This is a genomic window from Xanthobacter sp. (assembly GCF_041911315.1).
Taxonomy (GTDB): Bacteria; Pseudomonadota; Alphaproteobacteria; order Rhizobiales; family Xanthobacteraceae; genus Xanthobacter; species Xanthobacter aminoxidans.
Genome location: NZ_JAYRPE010000004.1, coordinates 94,456 through 109,293 on the forward strand (window position 1 = coordinate 94,456; position 14,838 = coordinate 109,293).

Below are 14,838 nucleotides of genomic sequence, written 5' to 3' on the forward strand. Positions count from 1 at the left end.
TCAAGGAGTGGCTCCGGCGGTGACGCCGCCGGAGCGGGTCGTCAGGTCAGTTGCTGCAGGTCATCTTGTTCCACGTCGAATTGAGCGGGAACAGGGTGAGCGTCAGCTTGGTCGGCGCGGGGACCGAGTTGTAGCTGCTCTGCTCGCACACATCGTCATAAGGGAAGGTATAGGCCTTTCCGTTGAGCGATGCGGCGTGGATGGTCTGGGAATAGAGGTTCTGCGGCAGCCCCTGGTACGGCTTCACAGAGCAGTTCGAGATGCTGTTGGTGCTGTTGATGAAGGTCGAGCGGAGGAACGCCGCCTGCATCCACCGCTGCAGGCTCGGAACCGGCCCCGCATCGCCGCTGGCGAATGTGGGACCATTCTGCCAGAGGTCCTTGGACGTCGGCTTGTTGAAGACCGTCTTGTTGGCGCCCCCCGTGGGCGTCAGCGTGATCTGGGTGGCGGAGGTCGTTCCAGTGTACGGGGTCGTGACGCTCCCGATCTGGTTGTTCAGGGTGAAGCTCTTCCCGGCCTTGGAATAGGTGGCGAGGACCAGGTTGACGTAGCTGTCCCAGTAATTGGTGGGGAATTTGTACCCTGCTTCCATGCCATGGTTGGGGCTGAGCACCTGGGTCGGGCGCCCCTTGCTGTCCGTGATTAGAAGCGTGCTCCATGGCGGGGTGGCGACGAGCGTCTTGACGACCGTTTGCGACGAGTTGGCATCCGTGAAGCCGGCCGTCACCGTCTGCGACGCGTTCTGCAGGACCATCTTCATGGGGATGCCCAGCGAGTCCACCTGCGTCGTGTTGACGTTGAAATTGTTGTCCGGCCCCCAGGTGTATTCGGCGAAGTCGATTACCGAGGTGTGGTTCTTGCTGGACGTGTTCCAGGGCGCCGGCGAATTGGGCGCCAGAGGGCCGCTGCCGTTGCCCGTCGGAGTGACCGTGAGATAGGAGGGCTGGCAGAAGGAAATATAGATCCGCCCGGAATTCAGGCGCGGAACGTTGAACGTATATGTGCTGGTCGACGCAGTATTGAAGCCATAGTCGGTCGGCGTGTTGTTCTGGGTGTTCAGCGGCTTGGTCTTTCCGGTCGCGTCGCTGACCAGATAGGAGGTCGGGTTGGCCGGGTCCTGGCCATAGACCGTGATGTACATCTTACCGGTAATGCCGGTGTTGTTGACGATCGTCACCGGGACCGTCTGGGCATGGGCGGCCCCCGCCGCGCCGATGCCGGCCACTGCCGCCAGGCAAGCCAGAATACGTTTCGTCATGAGTTTCTCCCCCGGATCATATGGTTGTGCGGTGCGCAGGGCACACTCGCTTTCGCGGTCCGGGCGGGTGGGGCCGACGCGGGCGGGACGAGGCAGAGTGCGCAAACGGAAAGCACTGCCAAGCTACCGGTCGGCCGAACGTCGCGCAATGCTTGATCTTAGCCATAAGTCGGGTGCTGGGGCCGCTTTATATCCGCGGGCGCAATCCTGGAGCGCGACCGCCCGGCGGGCTGCCCGGCGTCGTTCCCCACGTGACCTTGCGCAACGACATGGATCTGTCGCAGTGCAGGACCGCGTGCCGCATCGCCATGATCTGGACAAGATGGGGCTAGGGTGCAATTAGAGGCGCTTGAAATTGGCGGCTCGCAGGTCCGTGCGGCCGCAGCATTGCGCGCGGCCGGCGGTTGCGGGACGTGCGTCGGGACGACAACACTATCGGGGACTGCGCCGTGGCACATACGGAGACGTCGGACACGACGACGCGTCGGGACTTCCTCTACATCGCAACCGGTGCCGTGGGCGCCGTCGGTGCCGCCGCCATGGCGTGGCCCTTCATCTCCCAGCTCCAGCCCGATGCGTCCGTGCTCGCGCTGTCCACCACCGAGGTGGACCTCTCCCCCATCGCTGAAGGCCAGATCGTCACGGTGCAGTGGCGCGGCAAGCCGATCTTCATCTCCCACCGCACGCCGGCGGAGATCAAGTCGGCGGTGGACACCCCCCTGTCTGACCTGAAAGACCCGCAGCCCGATTCGGCGCGTGTGAAGGCCGGCAAGGACCAGTGGCTGGTGGTGATCGGCATCTGCACCCACCTCGGCTGCGTGCCGCTCGGCCACCAGGGCCAGTACAACGGCTGGTTCTGCCCCTGCCACGGCTCGGTGTACGACACCTCCGGCCGCATCCGGCAGGGACCGGCGCCGCTCAATCTCGAATTGCCGCCCTACGCCTTCACCACCGACACCAAGATCGTGATCGGCTGACGCGCGCATCGTCGCCGCTTTCAAAAAGGTTGGACTCATGGAAGGACATTCCACCTACCAGCCCAAGGGGAAGGTCGCGCAGTGGTTCGAGAGCCGCTTGCCGATCGTCGGGCTGATCCATTCCTCGGCCATCGCCTATCCGGTGCCGAAGAATCTCAATTACATGTGGACCTTCGGCGCGATCCTGAGCTTCATGCTCGTCTGCCAGATCGTCTCCGGCGTGGTGCTGGCCATGCACTACGTGGCCTATGCCCCGGTCTCGTTCGCCCGCGTCGAGCACATCATGCGCGACGTGAACTATGGCTGGCTGATCCGCTACATCCACGCCAACGGCGCCTCGATGTTCTTCATCGCGGTGTACATCCACATCTTCCGCGGCATGTACTACGGGTCCTACAAGGCCCCCCGCGAGGTGTTGTGGATCCTCGGCGTCATCATCTACCTCCTCATGATGGCCACCGCCTTCATGGGCTACGTGCTCCCCTGGGGCCAGATGTCGTTCTGGGGCGCCACCGTCATCACGAACCTGTTTTCGGCCATTCCGTGGGTCGGCAACACCATCGTGCAGTGGCTGTGGGGCGGCTATTCGGTGGGTGATCCCACGCTGAACCGCTTCTTCTCGCTGCACTACCTGCTGCCCTTCATGATCGCCGGCGTGGTCGGCCTCCACATCTGGGCGCTCCACCACGTGGGCCAGAACAACCCGGACGGCGTGGACATCAAGAGCGTGGCGAAGGATACGGTGCCCTTCACCCCCTACGCGACGATCAAGGACACGTTCGCGATGGTGGTGTTCCTGATCTTCTTCTCCTGGTTCATCTTCTACATTCCGAACTATCTCGGCCACTCGGACAACTACATCCCGGCCAACCCGCTCGCCACGCCGGCGCATATCGTGCCCGAATGGTACTTCCTGCCGTTCTACGCGATCCTGCGCTCCATCCCGGACAAGCTCGGCGGCGTGCTCGCCATGTTCGCGGCGATCGCGGTGCTGGCCTTCCTGCCCTGGCTCGACACCTCCAAGGTGCGCTCGGCGAAGTATCGTCCGCTGTTCCGCCAGTTCTTCTGGGTGTTCGCGGTGGTGGCGGTCCTCCTCGGCTACATGGGCTCCCAGCCCGCCGAGGGCGGCGCGCTCATCGTCTCGCGCATCCTGACGGCCTACTATTTCATCCACTTCCTCGTCATCCTGCCGCTGCTCGGCCTGTTCGAGCGCCCCAAGCCCGTGCCGGCCTCCATCGCGGATGCCGTGCTCGCGAAGTCGAAGGGCGGAGCGGTGGTGGTCGCCGGGGCGGCCGGTCCCGAGACCAAGTGATCGGCGCGGAGAGAACAGCAATGACCATTCGTAGCTCTCTCTTCGGTGCCGTCGCGGCGGCACTGCTCCTGACAGCGGGCGCCTCCGGCGCCCGTGCCGAGGATGCGCACGCCCAGCCGCGTCCGCATCGCATGTCGTGGTCCTTCGCGGGTCCCTTCGGCATGTACGATCCGGCGCAGCTGCAGCGCGGCTTCAAGGTGTTCAAGGAAGTCTGCGCCGCCTGCCACTCGGCCAACTACCTGTACTTCCGCAACCTCGCCCAGGAAGGCGGCCCGCACTTCACTGAAGCGCAGGCCAAGCAGGTTGCGGGCGAGTACCAGATCACCGACGGCCCCAACGACGCCGGCGACATGTTCCAGCGTCCGGGCCGCCTGTCCGATCACTGGCCGGCGCCGTTCCCGAACGACAACGCCGCCCGCGCCGCCAACGGTGGCGCCCTGCCGCCGGACTTCTCGGTGCTGGCCAAGGCCCGCTCCTACCACGTCGGCTTCCCCGGCTTCATCACCGACGCCTTCATCCAGTACCAGGAGCACGGCGTGGACTACATCCACGCTCTGCTCACGGGCTATGAGGATGCCCCCGCCGGTGTCCATGTGCAGCCGGGTCTGAACTACAACGAGTATTTCCCCGGTCACCAGATCGCCATGCCGAAGCCCCTCAGCGACGGCCAGGTGGAATACACGGACGGCTCGCCCCAGACCGTCGACCAGTATTCCCAGGATGTGGCGGCCTTCATGATGTGGGTGGCAGAGCCGCACCTCGACCAGCGCAAGCGCATCGGGTTTCAGGTCATGATCTTCCTGATCGTGCTCAGCGGCCTTCTCTACTTCACCAAGAAGAAGGTCTGGTCGAACGTGGCGCACTGATCAGGTGCGCTGACCGTAAGTCCGCAGAACGATCAAGGGCCCCGTCAGGGGCCCTTTTTCATGTGGGCGCCCCGCCGATCACGACTGCGCGGCATCGGCGCTTTTGGCCGCTGTGCTGCTTTCCCCCGCGCCGCCGCCGCCTTAGCTTCTCCGCCAAACCGGAGCCTGTCATGACCCCTGCCGATTTCGCCGCCTCCATCCGTACCATCGAGAATTACCCCAAGCCCGGCATCCTGTTTCGCGACATCACCACCCTGCTCGGCGACGCCCGCGCCTTCCGCCGGGCGGTGGATGAGCTGGTGCAGCCCTGGGCCGGCGCGAAGATCGACAAGGTGGCCGGCATCGAGGCGCGGGGCTTCATCCTCGGCGGCGCGGTGGCCCATCAGCTCTCTGCCGGCTTCGTGCCCATCCGCAAGAAGGGCAAGCTGCCCCACCAGACGGTGCGGATGGCCTACGCCCTCGAATACGGCGAGGACGAGATCGAGATGCATGTGGACGCCATCACCCCCGGCCAAAGGGTGCTGTTGGTGGATGACCTGATCGCCACCGGCGGCACTGCCAGCGGCGCGGTGAAGCTCCTTCAGACCTGCGGCGCTGTGGTGGAGGCGGCCTGCTTCATCGTCGACCTGCCAGACCTCGGGGGCTCCGAGAAGCTGCGGGGGATGGGCGTGGCGGTCCGCACGCTGGTGGCCTTCGAGGGCCATTGATCCGGGGGAGGACCCGGAAGCCTCAGATCAGCCGAAGGCCCTTCAGGCTCGCGTGCCCATCCTTGCCGACGATGATGTGGTCATGGACCTCGATGCCCAGCGGCTTCGCCACATCGATGATGCGGCGGGTCATGTCGATGTCGGCGCGCGAGGGGGTTGGGTCGCCCGAGGGGTGGTTGTGGCAGAGGATGAGCGCGGAGGCGGACACCTCCAGCGCCCGTTTCACCACCTCGCGGGGATAGACCGGCGCGTGGTCCACGGTACCCGTCTGCAGCACCTCGTCGGCGATCAGCTGGTTGCGCTTGTCGAGGAACAGCACCCGCACCTGCTCGCGGTCGGCATAGGCCATCGCGGTGCGGCAATAGTCGATCACCGCGCTCCAGGATGAGAGCGCCGGGCGCCGCTTCACCTGCCCCTTGGCGAGGCGCTGGGCTGCCGCCTCCACCACCTTCAGCTCGGTGATGATGGCGTCCTTGACGCCGGGCACCTCGGCCAGCAACTGCACCGGCGCGGCCACCACCTCGGCGAAGGAGCCGAAGCGGTCAACCAGCGCCTTGGCAAGCGGCTTCACATCCCGCCGCGGCACGGCGCGGAACAGCACCAGCTCCAGCAGCTCGTAGTCGGCCAGCGCCTGCGACCCGGCCGAGCGGAAGCGCGCGCGAAGCCGGTCGCGATGCCCGTGAAAGTGGGGCGCCTCGTTCAGGCCGTCTTCCGGCGCTTCGGCCATCCGGCTCCCTCAGGCGGTGATGTAAGGCGGCTTGTGATAGCCCTTGGGGCTCAGGGTGAAGATCTCGACGCCGGTTTCCGTCACGCCAACGGCATGCTCGAACTGCGCGGAGAGCGAGCGGTCCCGCGTCACCGCGGTCCAGCCATCGGAGAGCACCTTCACGTGCGGGCGGCCGAGGTTGATCATCGGCTCCACGGTGAAGATCATGCCCGGCACCAGCTTCGGCCCCTCGCCGCGGCGGCCCACATGCACGATATTCGGCTCGTCGTGGAACACCTGCCCAACGCCGTGGCCGCAGAAGTCGCGCACCACGCTCATGTGCTGCGGCTCGACGAATTCCTGGATGGCGGCGCCGATGTCGCCCACATGCGCGCCCGGGCGAATGGCGCGGATGCCCCGCATCATCGACTCATAGGTCACGTCCAGCAGCCGCTCCGCCCGGCGCGGAATGGCGCCCACCGGAAACATGCGGCTCGAATCGCCATACCAGCCGTCGAGCACCAGGGTGACATCCACGTTCACGATGTCGCCGTCGCGCAGAGGGCGGGCGTTTGGCATGCCGTGGCACACCACGTGGTTCACCGAAGTGCAGACCGAGTAGCGGTAGCCGCGGTACATCAGCGTGGCGGGGTAGGCGCCATGGTCCATGGCGAAGTCGAAGATGAGCTGGTCGATGGCGGTGGTGGTCACGCCCGGCCCGATCATTTCCGCCACGGCGTCGAGCGCCTTGGCGGTCAGCGCGCCGGCCCGCCGCATGCCCTCGAAGCCTTCCGGCCCGTAGAGCTTGATATGGCCGGTCTTGCGCAGCGGCGCGTTTGCCGCCTCAACATAGTTCATGACGCTGCCTTCACGGACGACGCGCGGAGCCGTCCTCAATCTCGGAATTCAATCTACACAATTAGTCCTTGCCGGCGTCAAAGCAAGCTTGGTCGTCGTCCCGGCCTCGCAGAAGCGCGGCCTTGGGCGGGTTTGCGGCGATTTCGTGCGGCTGGCGGGAGCCGATAAGATCGCCCCATCCGAATCGCGATGAGTGCCATGTCCATCCGCCGCCTACCGCCCGTGCTCATCGACCGCATCGCCGCCGGCGAGGTGGTGGAGCGGCCGGCTGCCGTGGTGAAGGAGCTGGTGGAGAACGCGCTGGACGCCGGCGCGCGCTCCATCGAGGTGGTGATTCAGGGCGGAGGCCGGCGCCTCGTGCGCGTGAGCGACGACGGCTCGGGCATGGGGCCGGACGATCTTGCCTTGTGCGTGGAGCGCCACGCCACGTCCAAGCTGTCCGGCGAGGACCTGCTCGCCATCGCCACCCTCGGCTTTCGCGGCGAGGCGCTGCCCTCGATCGGCGCGGTGGCGCACCTTGCCATCGCCAGCCGTCCGCCGGAGGCCGCCCATGCCTTCGAGGTGCGTGTGGATGGCGGCGTGGTGACGCCGCCCCGGCCGGCGGCGCTCGGACGCGGAACGCGGGTGGAGGTGCGCGATCTCTTCTACGCGACGCCCGCGCGCCTCAAGTTCCTGAAGTCCGATCGGGCGGAGGGGACGGCCGCGGCGGACGTGGTGCGCCGTCTGGCGCTGGCCCGCCCGGACGTGGCCTTCACCCTCGCCACCGACGAGCGCGCGCCGGTCACGTTTCCCGCGCGAGCGGACGATGAGGCCGGCCGGGCGCAGCGGCTCGCGGATGTGCTGGGCGCCGATGCGGGGCGTAACGTCATCGCCGTCTCCGGCATCCGGGAAGGCGTTCGGCTCGATGGCCTTGCCGGCCTGCCGACCTTTTCCAAGGCCAATTCGCTGAGCCAGTACCTGTTCGTGAACGGCCGTCCCGTGCGCGACAAGCTGCTGATGGGGGCGGTGCGCGCGGCCTATGCGGACCTTCTGCCGTCCGATCGCTATCCCGTGCTGGCGCTGTTCTTCACCCTCGATCCCCGCGACGTGGACGTGAACGTCCATCCCGCCAAGACCGAGGTGCGCTTCCGCGACGGGGGCAATGTGCGGGCGCTCATCGTGCGCACGCTTTCCGATGCGCTCGCCGCCCGCATCCCGTCCACCGCCGCCAGCATGGCGGATCGCCTCGTGGCGTTGGCGCAGACGCCCAGTCTTCCGTCCCGCACCTCTTCGGGCCTTGGGGAGCCGGAGCGCGGCGGCGCCTTCGCCGGCTTCCGCCCGGCGCCACGGCTCGATTACGACTGGCGGCAGTCGCCTACGCGCCCCGAGCCCTTCCGGTCGGGCGAGGAGCAGGTGCGTCTCGAGATCGCCGAGCCCTCGGCCGATGCCCGCGCCGACGCCGCTCCGGTCTCTGCCGTCGATCTCGACCGGCCTCTGGGGGCGGCCCGCGCGCAGCTGCACGAGACCTATATCGTCGCCCAGACCCGCGAGGGGCTGGTCCTCATCGACCAGCACGCGGCCCATGAGCGGCTGGTCTACGAGAAGCTCAAGGCGGCCATGGAGCGGGACGGCGTGGCGCGGCAGGGGCTGCTGATCCCGGCCGTGGTGGATCTCGACCCCGCCGATGCCGACCGCCTCACTGAGCGGGCGTCCGACCTCGCCGCTCTGGGGCTTGTTCTGGAGCCCTTCGGACCCGGCGCGGTGCTGGTGCGCGAGGTGCCGGCCCTGCTGAAGGACGCGGACGTGACCCGCCTCGTCACGGACCTCGCCGAGCATGCGGCCGAATGGGACGATGCGCTGCCGCTGGAGCGGCGCCTGCTGCACGTCGCCGCCACCATGGCCTGCCACGGCTCTGTGCGGGCGGGACGACGGCTCAGGGTGGAGGAGATGAACGCCCTGCTGCGGGAGATGGAGCAGACGCCCAATGCCGGCGAGTGCAACCACGGCCGGCCGACCTTCGTCACGCTCTCATTGAAGGACGTGGAGAAGCTGTTCGCGCGGCGGTAGTACGTCCCTCGTGTGGTGCGGATTGTCCACATGTCCGCAACAGCGCTTTTATATCAGAGGTGCGCGTCATGCCCGCTGCAGTTGAGACGCGACGAGCGCGTCGGCAGCGAAGGCCAGAGCTTGGCCCGGACCGTTTTTGCCGCCGAAGGTCTGGCTCATCGCATAAGCGCCTTCGACCAAGAGCAGGAGGCCATCGGCGAGCTGTTGCGGGCTTGGGACTTCCAGCGCCTGGGCAATGCTCAGGAAGCGCTCTCGAAGCGCGGCCTTGGTTGCTGTCGCGACCCTTCGCCCTGGATGTTGAGGATCGGGAAACTCGGCGCAGAAGTTTATGAAGGGACAGCCGCGGTACCCCTCCGAGGTCGTTCGGTCGGAGAGATAGGTCATGATGGCTCGGAGCTGAGCGTGCGGGTCATCTTGGTAGGCGGCAAACATCTCGTCCCAGTTCTCAAGGAAGCTCCGGCTTCGGTCTTCGAGATAGGCGACGACGAGATCGTCCTTCGACGGAAAACTCCGATAGAGACTGATCTTGGTGACACCCGCCTTCTTGACGATGGTTTCAACGCCGACAGCGCGGATTCCTTCCCGATAGAACAGATCCGCCGCGACCGCGAAAATCTTGTCTCGCGCCCGCGGCGCCTTGCGCTCGGGAACCTCAAGTTTACCAGAACGGGGCATCGCATGCCTCCTTGACACTTGATAATGTGACCGACCGGTTCGTATCAAAATTAAACGGTCGGCGCGATCGGCTCAAGTCGCAGACCTGCTCGGTCGCTATCAAGGGGAGTGTTGCAAATGAAGCACTTCGTTGTCGAGGCGAAGTATCTCGTGCCCTTTGAGGACATAAGAGAAACAATACCGCATCATCGTGCCTTCCTTCAGAAAGGCTACGAACTCGGACTGTTTTTGTGTTCTGGGCCTAAAGAACCACCGACAGGTGGGTTTCTGCTCGCGCGCGCAAAATCAAAGGCTGATCTGGAAGCATTCTTCGACAGCGAGCCGTTTCATGTCGCCAAACTTGCGACCTTCACATTCACGGAATTCCAGCCCGTCAAGCGCCAAGGCTGGGCTGAACATTGGTTCAGCGCGGCTACCGGCTCTGCGAGCCAAGCATAGTCAAAGGCAGGCCGTGTGAGGCGGTCCCTCAATGAGCTGGCACCCGTGGGCGGCCAGCTCTTTTTTGGGAGCGATCATTTCCAGCCCGCCCGCCTCAGGCCTTCTTCAGCAGCTTCTGCAGGTCGCGGCGGATCAGTTCGTTGCCGGCCATGATGTGGCCGCGCTCCAGCATCTTCTCGCCGTCGTCCATGTCGGAGACATAGCCGCCCGCCTCGCGCACGAGGACGATGCCGGCCGCCATGTCCCAGGGCGAGAGGTTGCGCTCCCAGAAGGCGTCGAAGCGTCCGGCGGCGGTCCAGGCGAGGTCGATGGCGGCGGAGCCGGTGCGGCGGATGCCCGAGACCTGCGGCTGGACGAGTTCAAGCTCGCGGTTGAACTGGGCATGGTCGCCGCGGCCCATGTGGGGCACGCCGCAGCACACAACGCATTCGGCGAGCTTGCGCCGTGCGGCGACACGGATGCGCCGCTCGTTGAGATAGGCGCCCTGGCCGCTCTCGGCCACATAGAGCTCGTCGCTCACCGGATTGTAGACGACGCCCGCCACCGGCACGCCGTTGCGCACCAGCGCCAGCGAGATGGAGAAGATCGGGATGCCGTGCAGGAAGTTGGTGGTGCCGTCGAGGGGGTCCACCACCCAGGTGTTGGCGGGGTCGGTGCCTTCCACCGCGCCGCGCTCCTCCATGAGGAAGCCGTAGTTCGGCCGGGCGCGGGACAGCTCGGCGAAGAGGGTGTCCTCGGCCTTGCGGTCGGCGGCAGAGACGAAGTCTCCGGGGCCCTTCATGGAGACCTGAAGCTGCTCCACCTCGCCGAAATCGCGGGCGAGCGTGCGCCCAGCCTTGCGGACAGCCTGGACCATGACGGTGATGAGGGGCGAGCGGATCATGAAGTACCTGACGTGAGGCCGAAGCCGGCGCGCCCGGCGCCGGGGCAGCGGGCAGGGAAAGCGATTGAACCTGCGTTTGCCTGCCTTGGCTGCCCCCGTCAAGGCGCGTTCAGCCGCGCCCCAACAGAAATGGGAGGTAGCCAGCTAAGCTCAGGACCGCAGCGGAGACCAGGCCGGGTCCGAGCCGTAGCTCGGGGTCGGCAGGCGCTGCTCGTTGTAGCCCGTCACGTCCACGGTATAGAGGGAGGGGCCGGAGGCGCCGCCCGGATCGCGGAAGAACATGAGCACGCGGCCGTTGGGGCAGAAGGTCGGCCCCTCGTTGTGATAACCCTCTGTCAGCACACGCTCTCCCGAGCCATCGGTGCGCATGACGCCGATGGCGAAGCGGCCTTCCGCCTGCCGGGTGTAGGCGATCCAGTCGCCCTTGGGCGACCACACCGGCGTCGAGTAGCGAGCATTGCCGAAGGAGATGCGCTTGGCGCCGGAGCCGTCCGCATTCATCACATAGATCTGCGAGGTACCGCCACGGTCGCTCTCGAAGCAGATCTGCCGCCCGTCCGGCGAATAGCAGGGGGCGGTATCAATGGCCGCCGTGTCGGTGAGGCGGGTGGTGGCGCGCGAGCGCAGGTCCATGACGAAGATGTTCGAGTTGCCGCCCTGCTGGAGGCTCATGATGACCTTCTGGCCGTCCGGCGCGAAGCGGGGCGCGAAGCTCATGCCGGGGAAATTGCCGACGATCTCCCGCTGGCCGGTCTCGATGTTGAGCAGGAACACCTTGGGATCACCCTGCCCGTAGGACATGTAGGTGATTTCCTGGCTGGTGGGCGAGAACCGCGGGGTCAGCACCAGGCTGTCGCCGCGGGTGAGATAGCTCACATTGGCGCCGTCCTGGTCCATGATGGCGAGGCGCTTGATGCGGCGCTCCTTCGGCCCGCTCTCGTCCACGAAGACGATGCGGGTGTCGAAATAGCCCTTCTCGCCGGTCATCTTCTCATAGATGGCATCGGCGACGATGTGGGCGATGCGCCGCCAGTTCTCCGGCTGCGCCACGAACTGCTGGGCGGCGAGCTGCTGGCCGGCAAACACGTCCCACAGGCGGAACACCACCTGCACGCGGCCGTCCGCCTGCCGCGTCACACGGCCGGTGAGCAGCGCCTGGGCGTTGATGACGCGCCAGTCCTGGAAGCGCGGGGTGTCGGGATTTGTGATCTGCTCGACGAACGCCTTCGGATCGATGGGCGCGAACAGCCCGCAGCGGCGCAGGTCCGAGGTGATGACCCCGGAGATGTTGCGCCCGAGTTCCGGCTCGCCCAGGAGGTCGGTGATGGCGATGGGGATCGGCTTGAAGGCGCCGGGGGTGATCTCGATGCGCGCGGCCTGGGCTTGGGCCGCGCCGAGGCCGCCGTGGAGGATCCCCGCGGCGCCGGCGGCCATGCCCGTCATCAGGAAGGCGCGACGGCCAAGGCCCTGAGTGGGCCCGCCCGCCGGGGAGCCGGCGTGACCATCATCGTGTGGGCGCTGGAAGGCTTCCGGGCGTCCGGACCGCGTCATTTTCGTCCTCGTTCTTTCGGGTCACGCCGCGCCCGAGGGGCCGGCGGCGCGTGCCGCCGGGGGCGCCGGCCTGCTATTGGGTGAAGAGCTTGTCGCTGAGGGTGATGCCGAGCGTCTTCCACGAAGAGGCATATTTCTCGGGTTGGAACATCGTGTAGGGCTGGCACTGGATGATCGCCCGGATGCCGATGCTCGCCACCGCCTGGAAGGCCGGGTTGCCGGCGTTCGCCTGTCCGGGAACGATCCGCGGCTGCGCCGAAAGGGTGCCGTCCTTGTTGAAGAAGATGTCCACGTCGACAGGCGGCGGCGCGGTGAGGTTGCCCGGCATGGTGCCCCAGCACGTCTTCAGGCGGCGCTTGAAGGCGTCGATCTCGTTCACGCTGAGAGTCGCCGCCTGACCGCTCGGCGCGCCGATGGAGGAGGTGTTCGAAATCTCGCCCGCGCTCGCCACCTGCCGGGTGGGGGTGCGCTTGTCGATCAGTTCCTTGATCTGGTCGGTGTTGAACTCGCGCGACTGCGCATTGGCCTCGATGGGCTTGGGCTGCTCACGCGGCGGCGCCGGCTTGCGCGGCGGCAGGGGCGGAGCGGCCTCGGCCTTGGCCTGTTCCTGCGGCTGCTCCTGCTTCTTCGGCTCGTTCTTCAGCGCGACTTCCGCCGTTTCCTTGGGCGGCGGCGCAGGCTCGGCCTTCTGCTGGGTCGGCTGCTCGGCCTTCTGCGGCGGCGGGGGAGGCGGCGGCGGGGGAGGGGTGGTCGCCTCCACCGGCGGCTTCTCGCTGGCCTTGAGCTTGGGATCCTCGATGGGGGTGGGGTCGGCGACCTTCTCGGCCACCTGCTTCGGCTTTTCGGTCTTCTTGCCCGTCAGCGCGCCCCGGGTGAGCTTGGTGTACTCGGAGGAGGTGATGACGTCGACGGGGATGTCCTGCAACGTCGGGTCAAGCGGCTTCGCCCCGGAGAAACTCACCAGGGTCAGGACGAGAACGCCCACATGGAGCGCCGTCGATGCCGCGAGGCTGCTGCGCATGGGATTGATGGCTCAGCCTCCCTGCTCGACCTCGGTGACCAGCGCCACCTTCTTGAAGCCCGCCCCCGAGAGGCGGCCCATGACCCGCATGATCTGCCCGTAATTGGCGTTCTTGTCGCCGCGGACGAAGATGCGCTCCTCGAAACCGCCGCGCGCCTGCGTCACCGCTTGCAACTTCGAGACCAGATCCTCGTACTTGATCTCGCTGTCGCCGAGATAGATCTGGCCGTTGGGCCGCACCGAGAGGGTGATCGGCTCCTTGTTGTCCTGGTTCACCGCGCTCGCCTGCGTCTGCGGCAGGTCGATGGGCACGCCCACCGTCAGCAGCGGCGCCGCCACCATGAAGATGATGAGCAGCACCAGCATGACGTCCACCATGGGCGTCACGTTGATTTCGGCCATGACCGGGGCGGCGCGCCGGCGCGAGCGCCGGCTCTGCCATCCTGCCGCCCCTCCGCCCGACATGCCCATGGTTCAGCCCCGCTCGTCGATCTGGCGCGAGAGGATGGCGGAGAACTCGTCCGCGAAACCCTCCAGCCGCTGGGCCTGACGCCCGGTCTGGGAAATGAACTTGTTGTAGAAAATCGTCGCGGGGATGGCGGCAATGAGGCCCATCGCGGTCGCGAACAGCGCCTCCGCAATGCCCGGCGCCACCACGGCGAGCGATGTGTTCTTGGATGCGGCGATGGACTGGAACGAGGTCATGATGCCCCAGACCGTGCCGAACAGGCCGACGAAGGGGCCGGCCGAGCCCACGGTCGCCAGCACCAGCAGCCCCGTCTCCAGCCGCTCCACCTCGCGGGCGATGGTGACGTTCATCACCTTGTCGATCCGCTGGTTTAGGCCGGCGAGGGAGCGCGCGCCCCCCTCATAGGTGCGCTTCCACTCGCGCATGGCGGCGACGAAGATGGCGGCCATGCCGTGGTTGGAGCGCCCCGCGAGGGTACGGTAAAGGTCTTCGAGGCTCTGGCCGGACCAGAACACCTGCTCGAAGCGGTCCATCTCGCGCTTGTTGCGGGAGAACAGCATCCATTTGTTGATGATGATGGCCCAGACCCAGATCGACGACACGATCAGGCCGATCATCACCAGCTTGACGACGATGTGGGCCTGCAGGAACAGGCCGAGGAAGGAAAAGTCCGCGGCGGGCGGCGCCACGGCGCTGCCGATCGGATCCTGGGCGAGCGCGGGCAGGGTGCCAAGAAGGAGGAGGCCCGCCGCCGTGGCGATCGCCGGCGTCAGGCGGGAAACGGTGCCGGTGCGGCTCGTCACATCAATCATCCTCGGCTCCGCGGTGCACTCCTTGAGGAGGGACCGCTTCTGCGCTCGGGAGGGGGCGTGCCCGCCCGGAGCATCCGGCTCCCGCCCCGGCTTGAGGCCGCGCGGGTTTCGAGCGCCGGACGTCGCGTTCAAAGTTTGGCGGCCCTTTGACCGGGCGAAACTGTCCAAACTTTGACGGGCGTGCCGGTCTGCGCTGCGGTGCGAAAGCGCCGCAGCCGGATGAAGCTGTGCATGAACACGCTTAATGCTGCGTTAGCGC

15 protein-coding genes are annotated in these 14,838 nt (G+C 66.6%); 6 read left to right on the forward strand and 9 right to left on the reverse strand.

The annotated features are described in order from the left end of the window. Positions 1–46: 46 nt before the first annotated feature. Positions 47–1,258, reverse strand: a complete 1,212-nt coding sequence (locus ACE3QW_RS02040) for a beta-1,3-glucanase family protein (RefSeq protein ID WP_374250240.1) — start codon at positions 1,256–1,258, stop codon at positions 47–49. A 449-nt stretch (positions 1,259–1,707) separates the two neighbouring features. Here ACE3QW_RS02040 and petA point away from each other — a divergent pair, with 449 nt between their 5' ends. The 4 genes from petA to ACE3QW_RS02060 all read left to right on the forward strand — a co-directional run bounded on the left by petA (position 1,708) and on the right by ACE3QW_RS02060 (position 5,120). Beyond that, entirely contained in the window at positions 1,708–2,235 is a 528-nt protein-coding gene (gene petA, locus ACE3QW_RS02045; RefSeq protein WP_024279759.1) for a ubiquinol-cytochrome c reductase iron-sulfur subunit, read from the forward strand. Between the two features lie 37 nt (positions 2,236–2,272). Further along, complete coding sequence (locus tag ACE3QW_RS02050) at positions 2,273–3,547, forward strand: cytochrome b/b6 (RefSeq protein WP_029557863.1); 1,275 nt, start codon at positions 2,273–2,275, stop codon at positions 3,545–3,547. Between the two features lie 20 nt (positions 3,548–3,567). Beyond that, complete coding sequence (locus ACE3QW_RS02055) at positions 3,568–4,413, forward strand: cytochrome c1 (protein ID WP_029557864.1); 846 nt, start codon at positions 3,568–3,570, stop codon at positions 4,411–4,413. A gap of 170 nt (positions 4,414–4,583) precedes the next feature. Continuing rightward, positions 4,584–5,120, forward strand: coding sequence for an adenine phosphoribosyltransferase (locus ACE3QW_RS02060; protein ID WP_374250241.1), 537 nt, complete (start codon positions 4,584–4,586; stop codon positions 5,118–5,120). 22 nt (positions 5,121–5,142) lie between these two features. Here the strand turns inward: ACE3QW_RS02060 and radC are convergent, their stop codons facing one another. After that, on the reverse strand, positions 5,143–5,847 hold the full coding sequence (radC, locus tag ACE3QW_RS02065) for a DNA repair protein RadC (RefSeq protein ID WP_024279755.1): 705 nt from the start codon (positions 5,845–5,847) through the stop codon (positions 5,143–5,145). Between the two features lie 9 nt (positions 5,848–5,856). Beyond that, complete coding sequence (gene map, locus ACE3QW_RS02070) at positions 5,857–6,684, reverse strand: type I methionyl aminopeptidase (RefSeq protein WP_024279754.1); 828 nt, start codon at positions 6,682–6,684, stop codon at positions 5,857–5,859. A 198-nt stretch (positions 6,685–6,882) separates the two neighbouring features. On the opposite strand from map, the gene mutL reads away from it, so the two are divergent. Next, entirely contained in the window at positions 6,883–8,730 is a 1,848-nt protein-coding gene (gene mutL, locus ACE3QW_RS02075) for a DNA mismatch repair endonuclease MutL (RefSeq protein ID WP_029557865.1), read from the forward strand. 66 nt (positions 8,731–8,796) lie between these two features. On the opposite strand, the gene ACE3QW_RS02080 is transcribed toward mutL, so the two are convergent. Continuing rightward, positions 8,797–9,405: a TetR/AcrR family transcriptional regulator gene (locus ACE3QW_RS02080; protein ID WP_029557866.1), complete on the reverse strand. Its 609-nt coding sequence runs from the start codon at positions 9,403–9,405 to the stop codon at positions 8,797–8,799. A gap of 117 nt (positions 9,406–9,522) precedes the next feature. On the opposite strand from ACE3QW_RS02080, the gene ACE3QW_RS02085 reads away from it, so the two are divergent. After that, entirely contained in the window at positions 9,523–9,843 is a 321-nt protein-coding gene (locus ACE3QW_RS02085; RefSeq protein WP_081837660.1) for a YciI family protein, read from the forward strand. A 94-nt stretch (positions 9,844–9,937) separates the two neighbouring features. Here the strand turns inward: ACE3QW_RS02085 and ACE3QW_RS02090 are convergent, their stop codons facing one another. The 5 genes from ACE3QW_RS02090 to tolQ form a co-directional block, all read right to left on the reverse strand. After that, positions 9,938–10,726: an inositol monophosphatase family protein gene (locus ACE3QW_RS02090; protein ID WP_024279752.1), complete on the reverse strand. Its 789-nt coding sequence runs from the start codon at positions 10,724–10,726 to the stop codon at positions 9,938–9,940. Between the two features lie 150 nt (positions 10,727–10,876). After that, complete coding sequence (tolB, locus tag ACE3QW_RS02095; protein ID WP_029557867.1) at positions 10,877–12,169, reverse strand: Tol-Pal system beta propeller repeat protein TolB; 1,293 nt, start codon at positions 12,167–12,169, stop codon at positions 10,877–10,879. A 181-nt stretch (positions 12,170–12,350) separates the two neighbouring features. Next, on the reverse strand, positions 12,351–13,298 hold the full coding sequence (locus ACE3QW_RS02100) for a hypothetical protein (protein ID WP_024279750.1): 948 nt from the start codon (positions 13,296–13,298) through the stop codon (positions 12,351–12,353). Positions 13,299–13,310: 12 nt separating this feature from the next. After that, positions 13,311–13,769: a protein TolR gene (gene tolR / locus ACE3QW_RS02105; RefSeq protein ID WP_029557868.1), complete on the reverse strand. Its 459-nt coding sequence runs from the start codon at positions 13,767–13,769 to the stop codon at positions 13,311–13,313. 3 nt (positions 13,770–13,772) lie between these two features. Further along, a complete protein-coding gene (gene tolQ, locus ACE3QW_RS02110) occupies positions 13,773–14,579 on the reverse strand; it encodes a protein TolQ (protein ID WP_024279748.1) in 807 nt (268 codons plus the stop codon). Positions 14,580–14,838 lie beyond the last annotated feature (259 nt).

Bases quoted from the DNA above. Each gene is read 5' to 3' on its own strand.
- mutL (WP_029557865.1), top strand. From the start codon at position 6,883: ATGTCCATCCGCCGCCTACCGCCCGTGCTCATCGACCGCATCGCCGCC.
- tolR (WP_029557868.1), bottom strand. From the start codon at position 13,769: ATGGGCATGTCGGGCGGAGGGGCGGCAGGATGGCAGAGCCGGCGCTCG.
- tolQ (WP_024279748.1), bottom strand. From the start codon at position 14,579: ATGATTGATGTGACGAGCCGCACCGGCACCGTTTCCCGCCTGACGCCG.
- ACE3QW_RS02085 (WP_081837660.1), top strand. From the start codon at position 9,523: ATGAAGCACTTCGTTGTCGAGGCGAAGTATCTCGTGCCCTTTGAGGAC.
- ACE3QW_RS02100 (WP_024279750.1), bottom strand. From the start codon at position 13,298: ATGCGCAGCAGCCTCGCGGCATCGACGGCGCTCCATGTGGGCGTTCTC.
- ACE3QW_RS02055 (WP_029557864.1), top strand. From the start codon at position 3,568: ATGACCATTCGTAGCTCTCTCTTCGGTGCCGTCGCGGCGGCACTGCTC.
- ACE3QW_RS02080 (WP_029557866.1), bottom strand. From the start codon at position 9,405: ATGCCCCGTTCTGGTAAACTTGAGGTTCCCGAGCGCAAGGCGCCGCGG.
- ACE3QW_RS02050 (WP_029557863.1), top strand. From the start codon at position 2,273: ATGGAAGGACATTCCACCTACCAGCCCAAGGGGAAGGTCGCGCAGTGG.
- tolB (WP_029557867.1), bottom strand. From the start codon at position 12,169: ATGACGGGCATGGCCGCCGGCGCCGCGGGGATCCTCCACGGCGGCCTC.
- ACE3QW_RS02060 (WP_374250241.1), top strand. From the start codon at position 4,584: ATGACCCCTGCCGATTTCGCCGCCTCCATCCGTACCATCGAGAATTAC.
- radC (WP_024279755.1), bottom strand. From the start codon at position 5,847: ATGGCCGAAGCGCCGGAAGACGGCCTGAACGAGGCGCCCCACTTTCAC.
- map (WP_024279754.1), bottom strand. From the start codon at position 6,684: ATGAACTATGTTGAGGCGGCAAACGCGCCGCTGCGCAAGACCGGCCAT.
- ACE3QW_RS02040 (WP_374250240.1), bottom strand. From the start codon at position 1,258: ATGACGAAACGTATTCTGGCTTGCCTGGCGGCAGTGGCCGGCATCGGC.
- ACE3QW_RS02090 (WP_024279752.1), bottom strand. From the start codon at position 10,726: ATGATCCGCTCGCCCCTCATCACCGTCATGGTCCAGGCTGTCCGCAAG.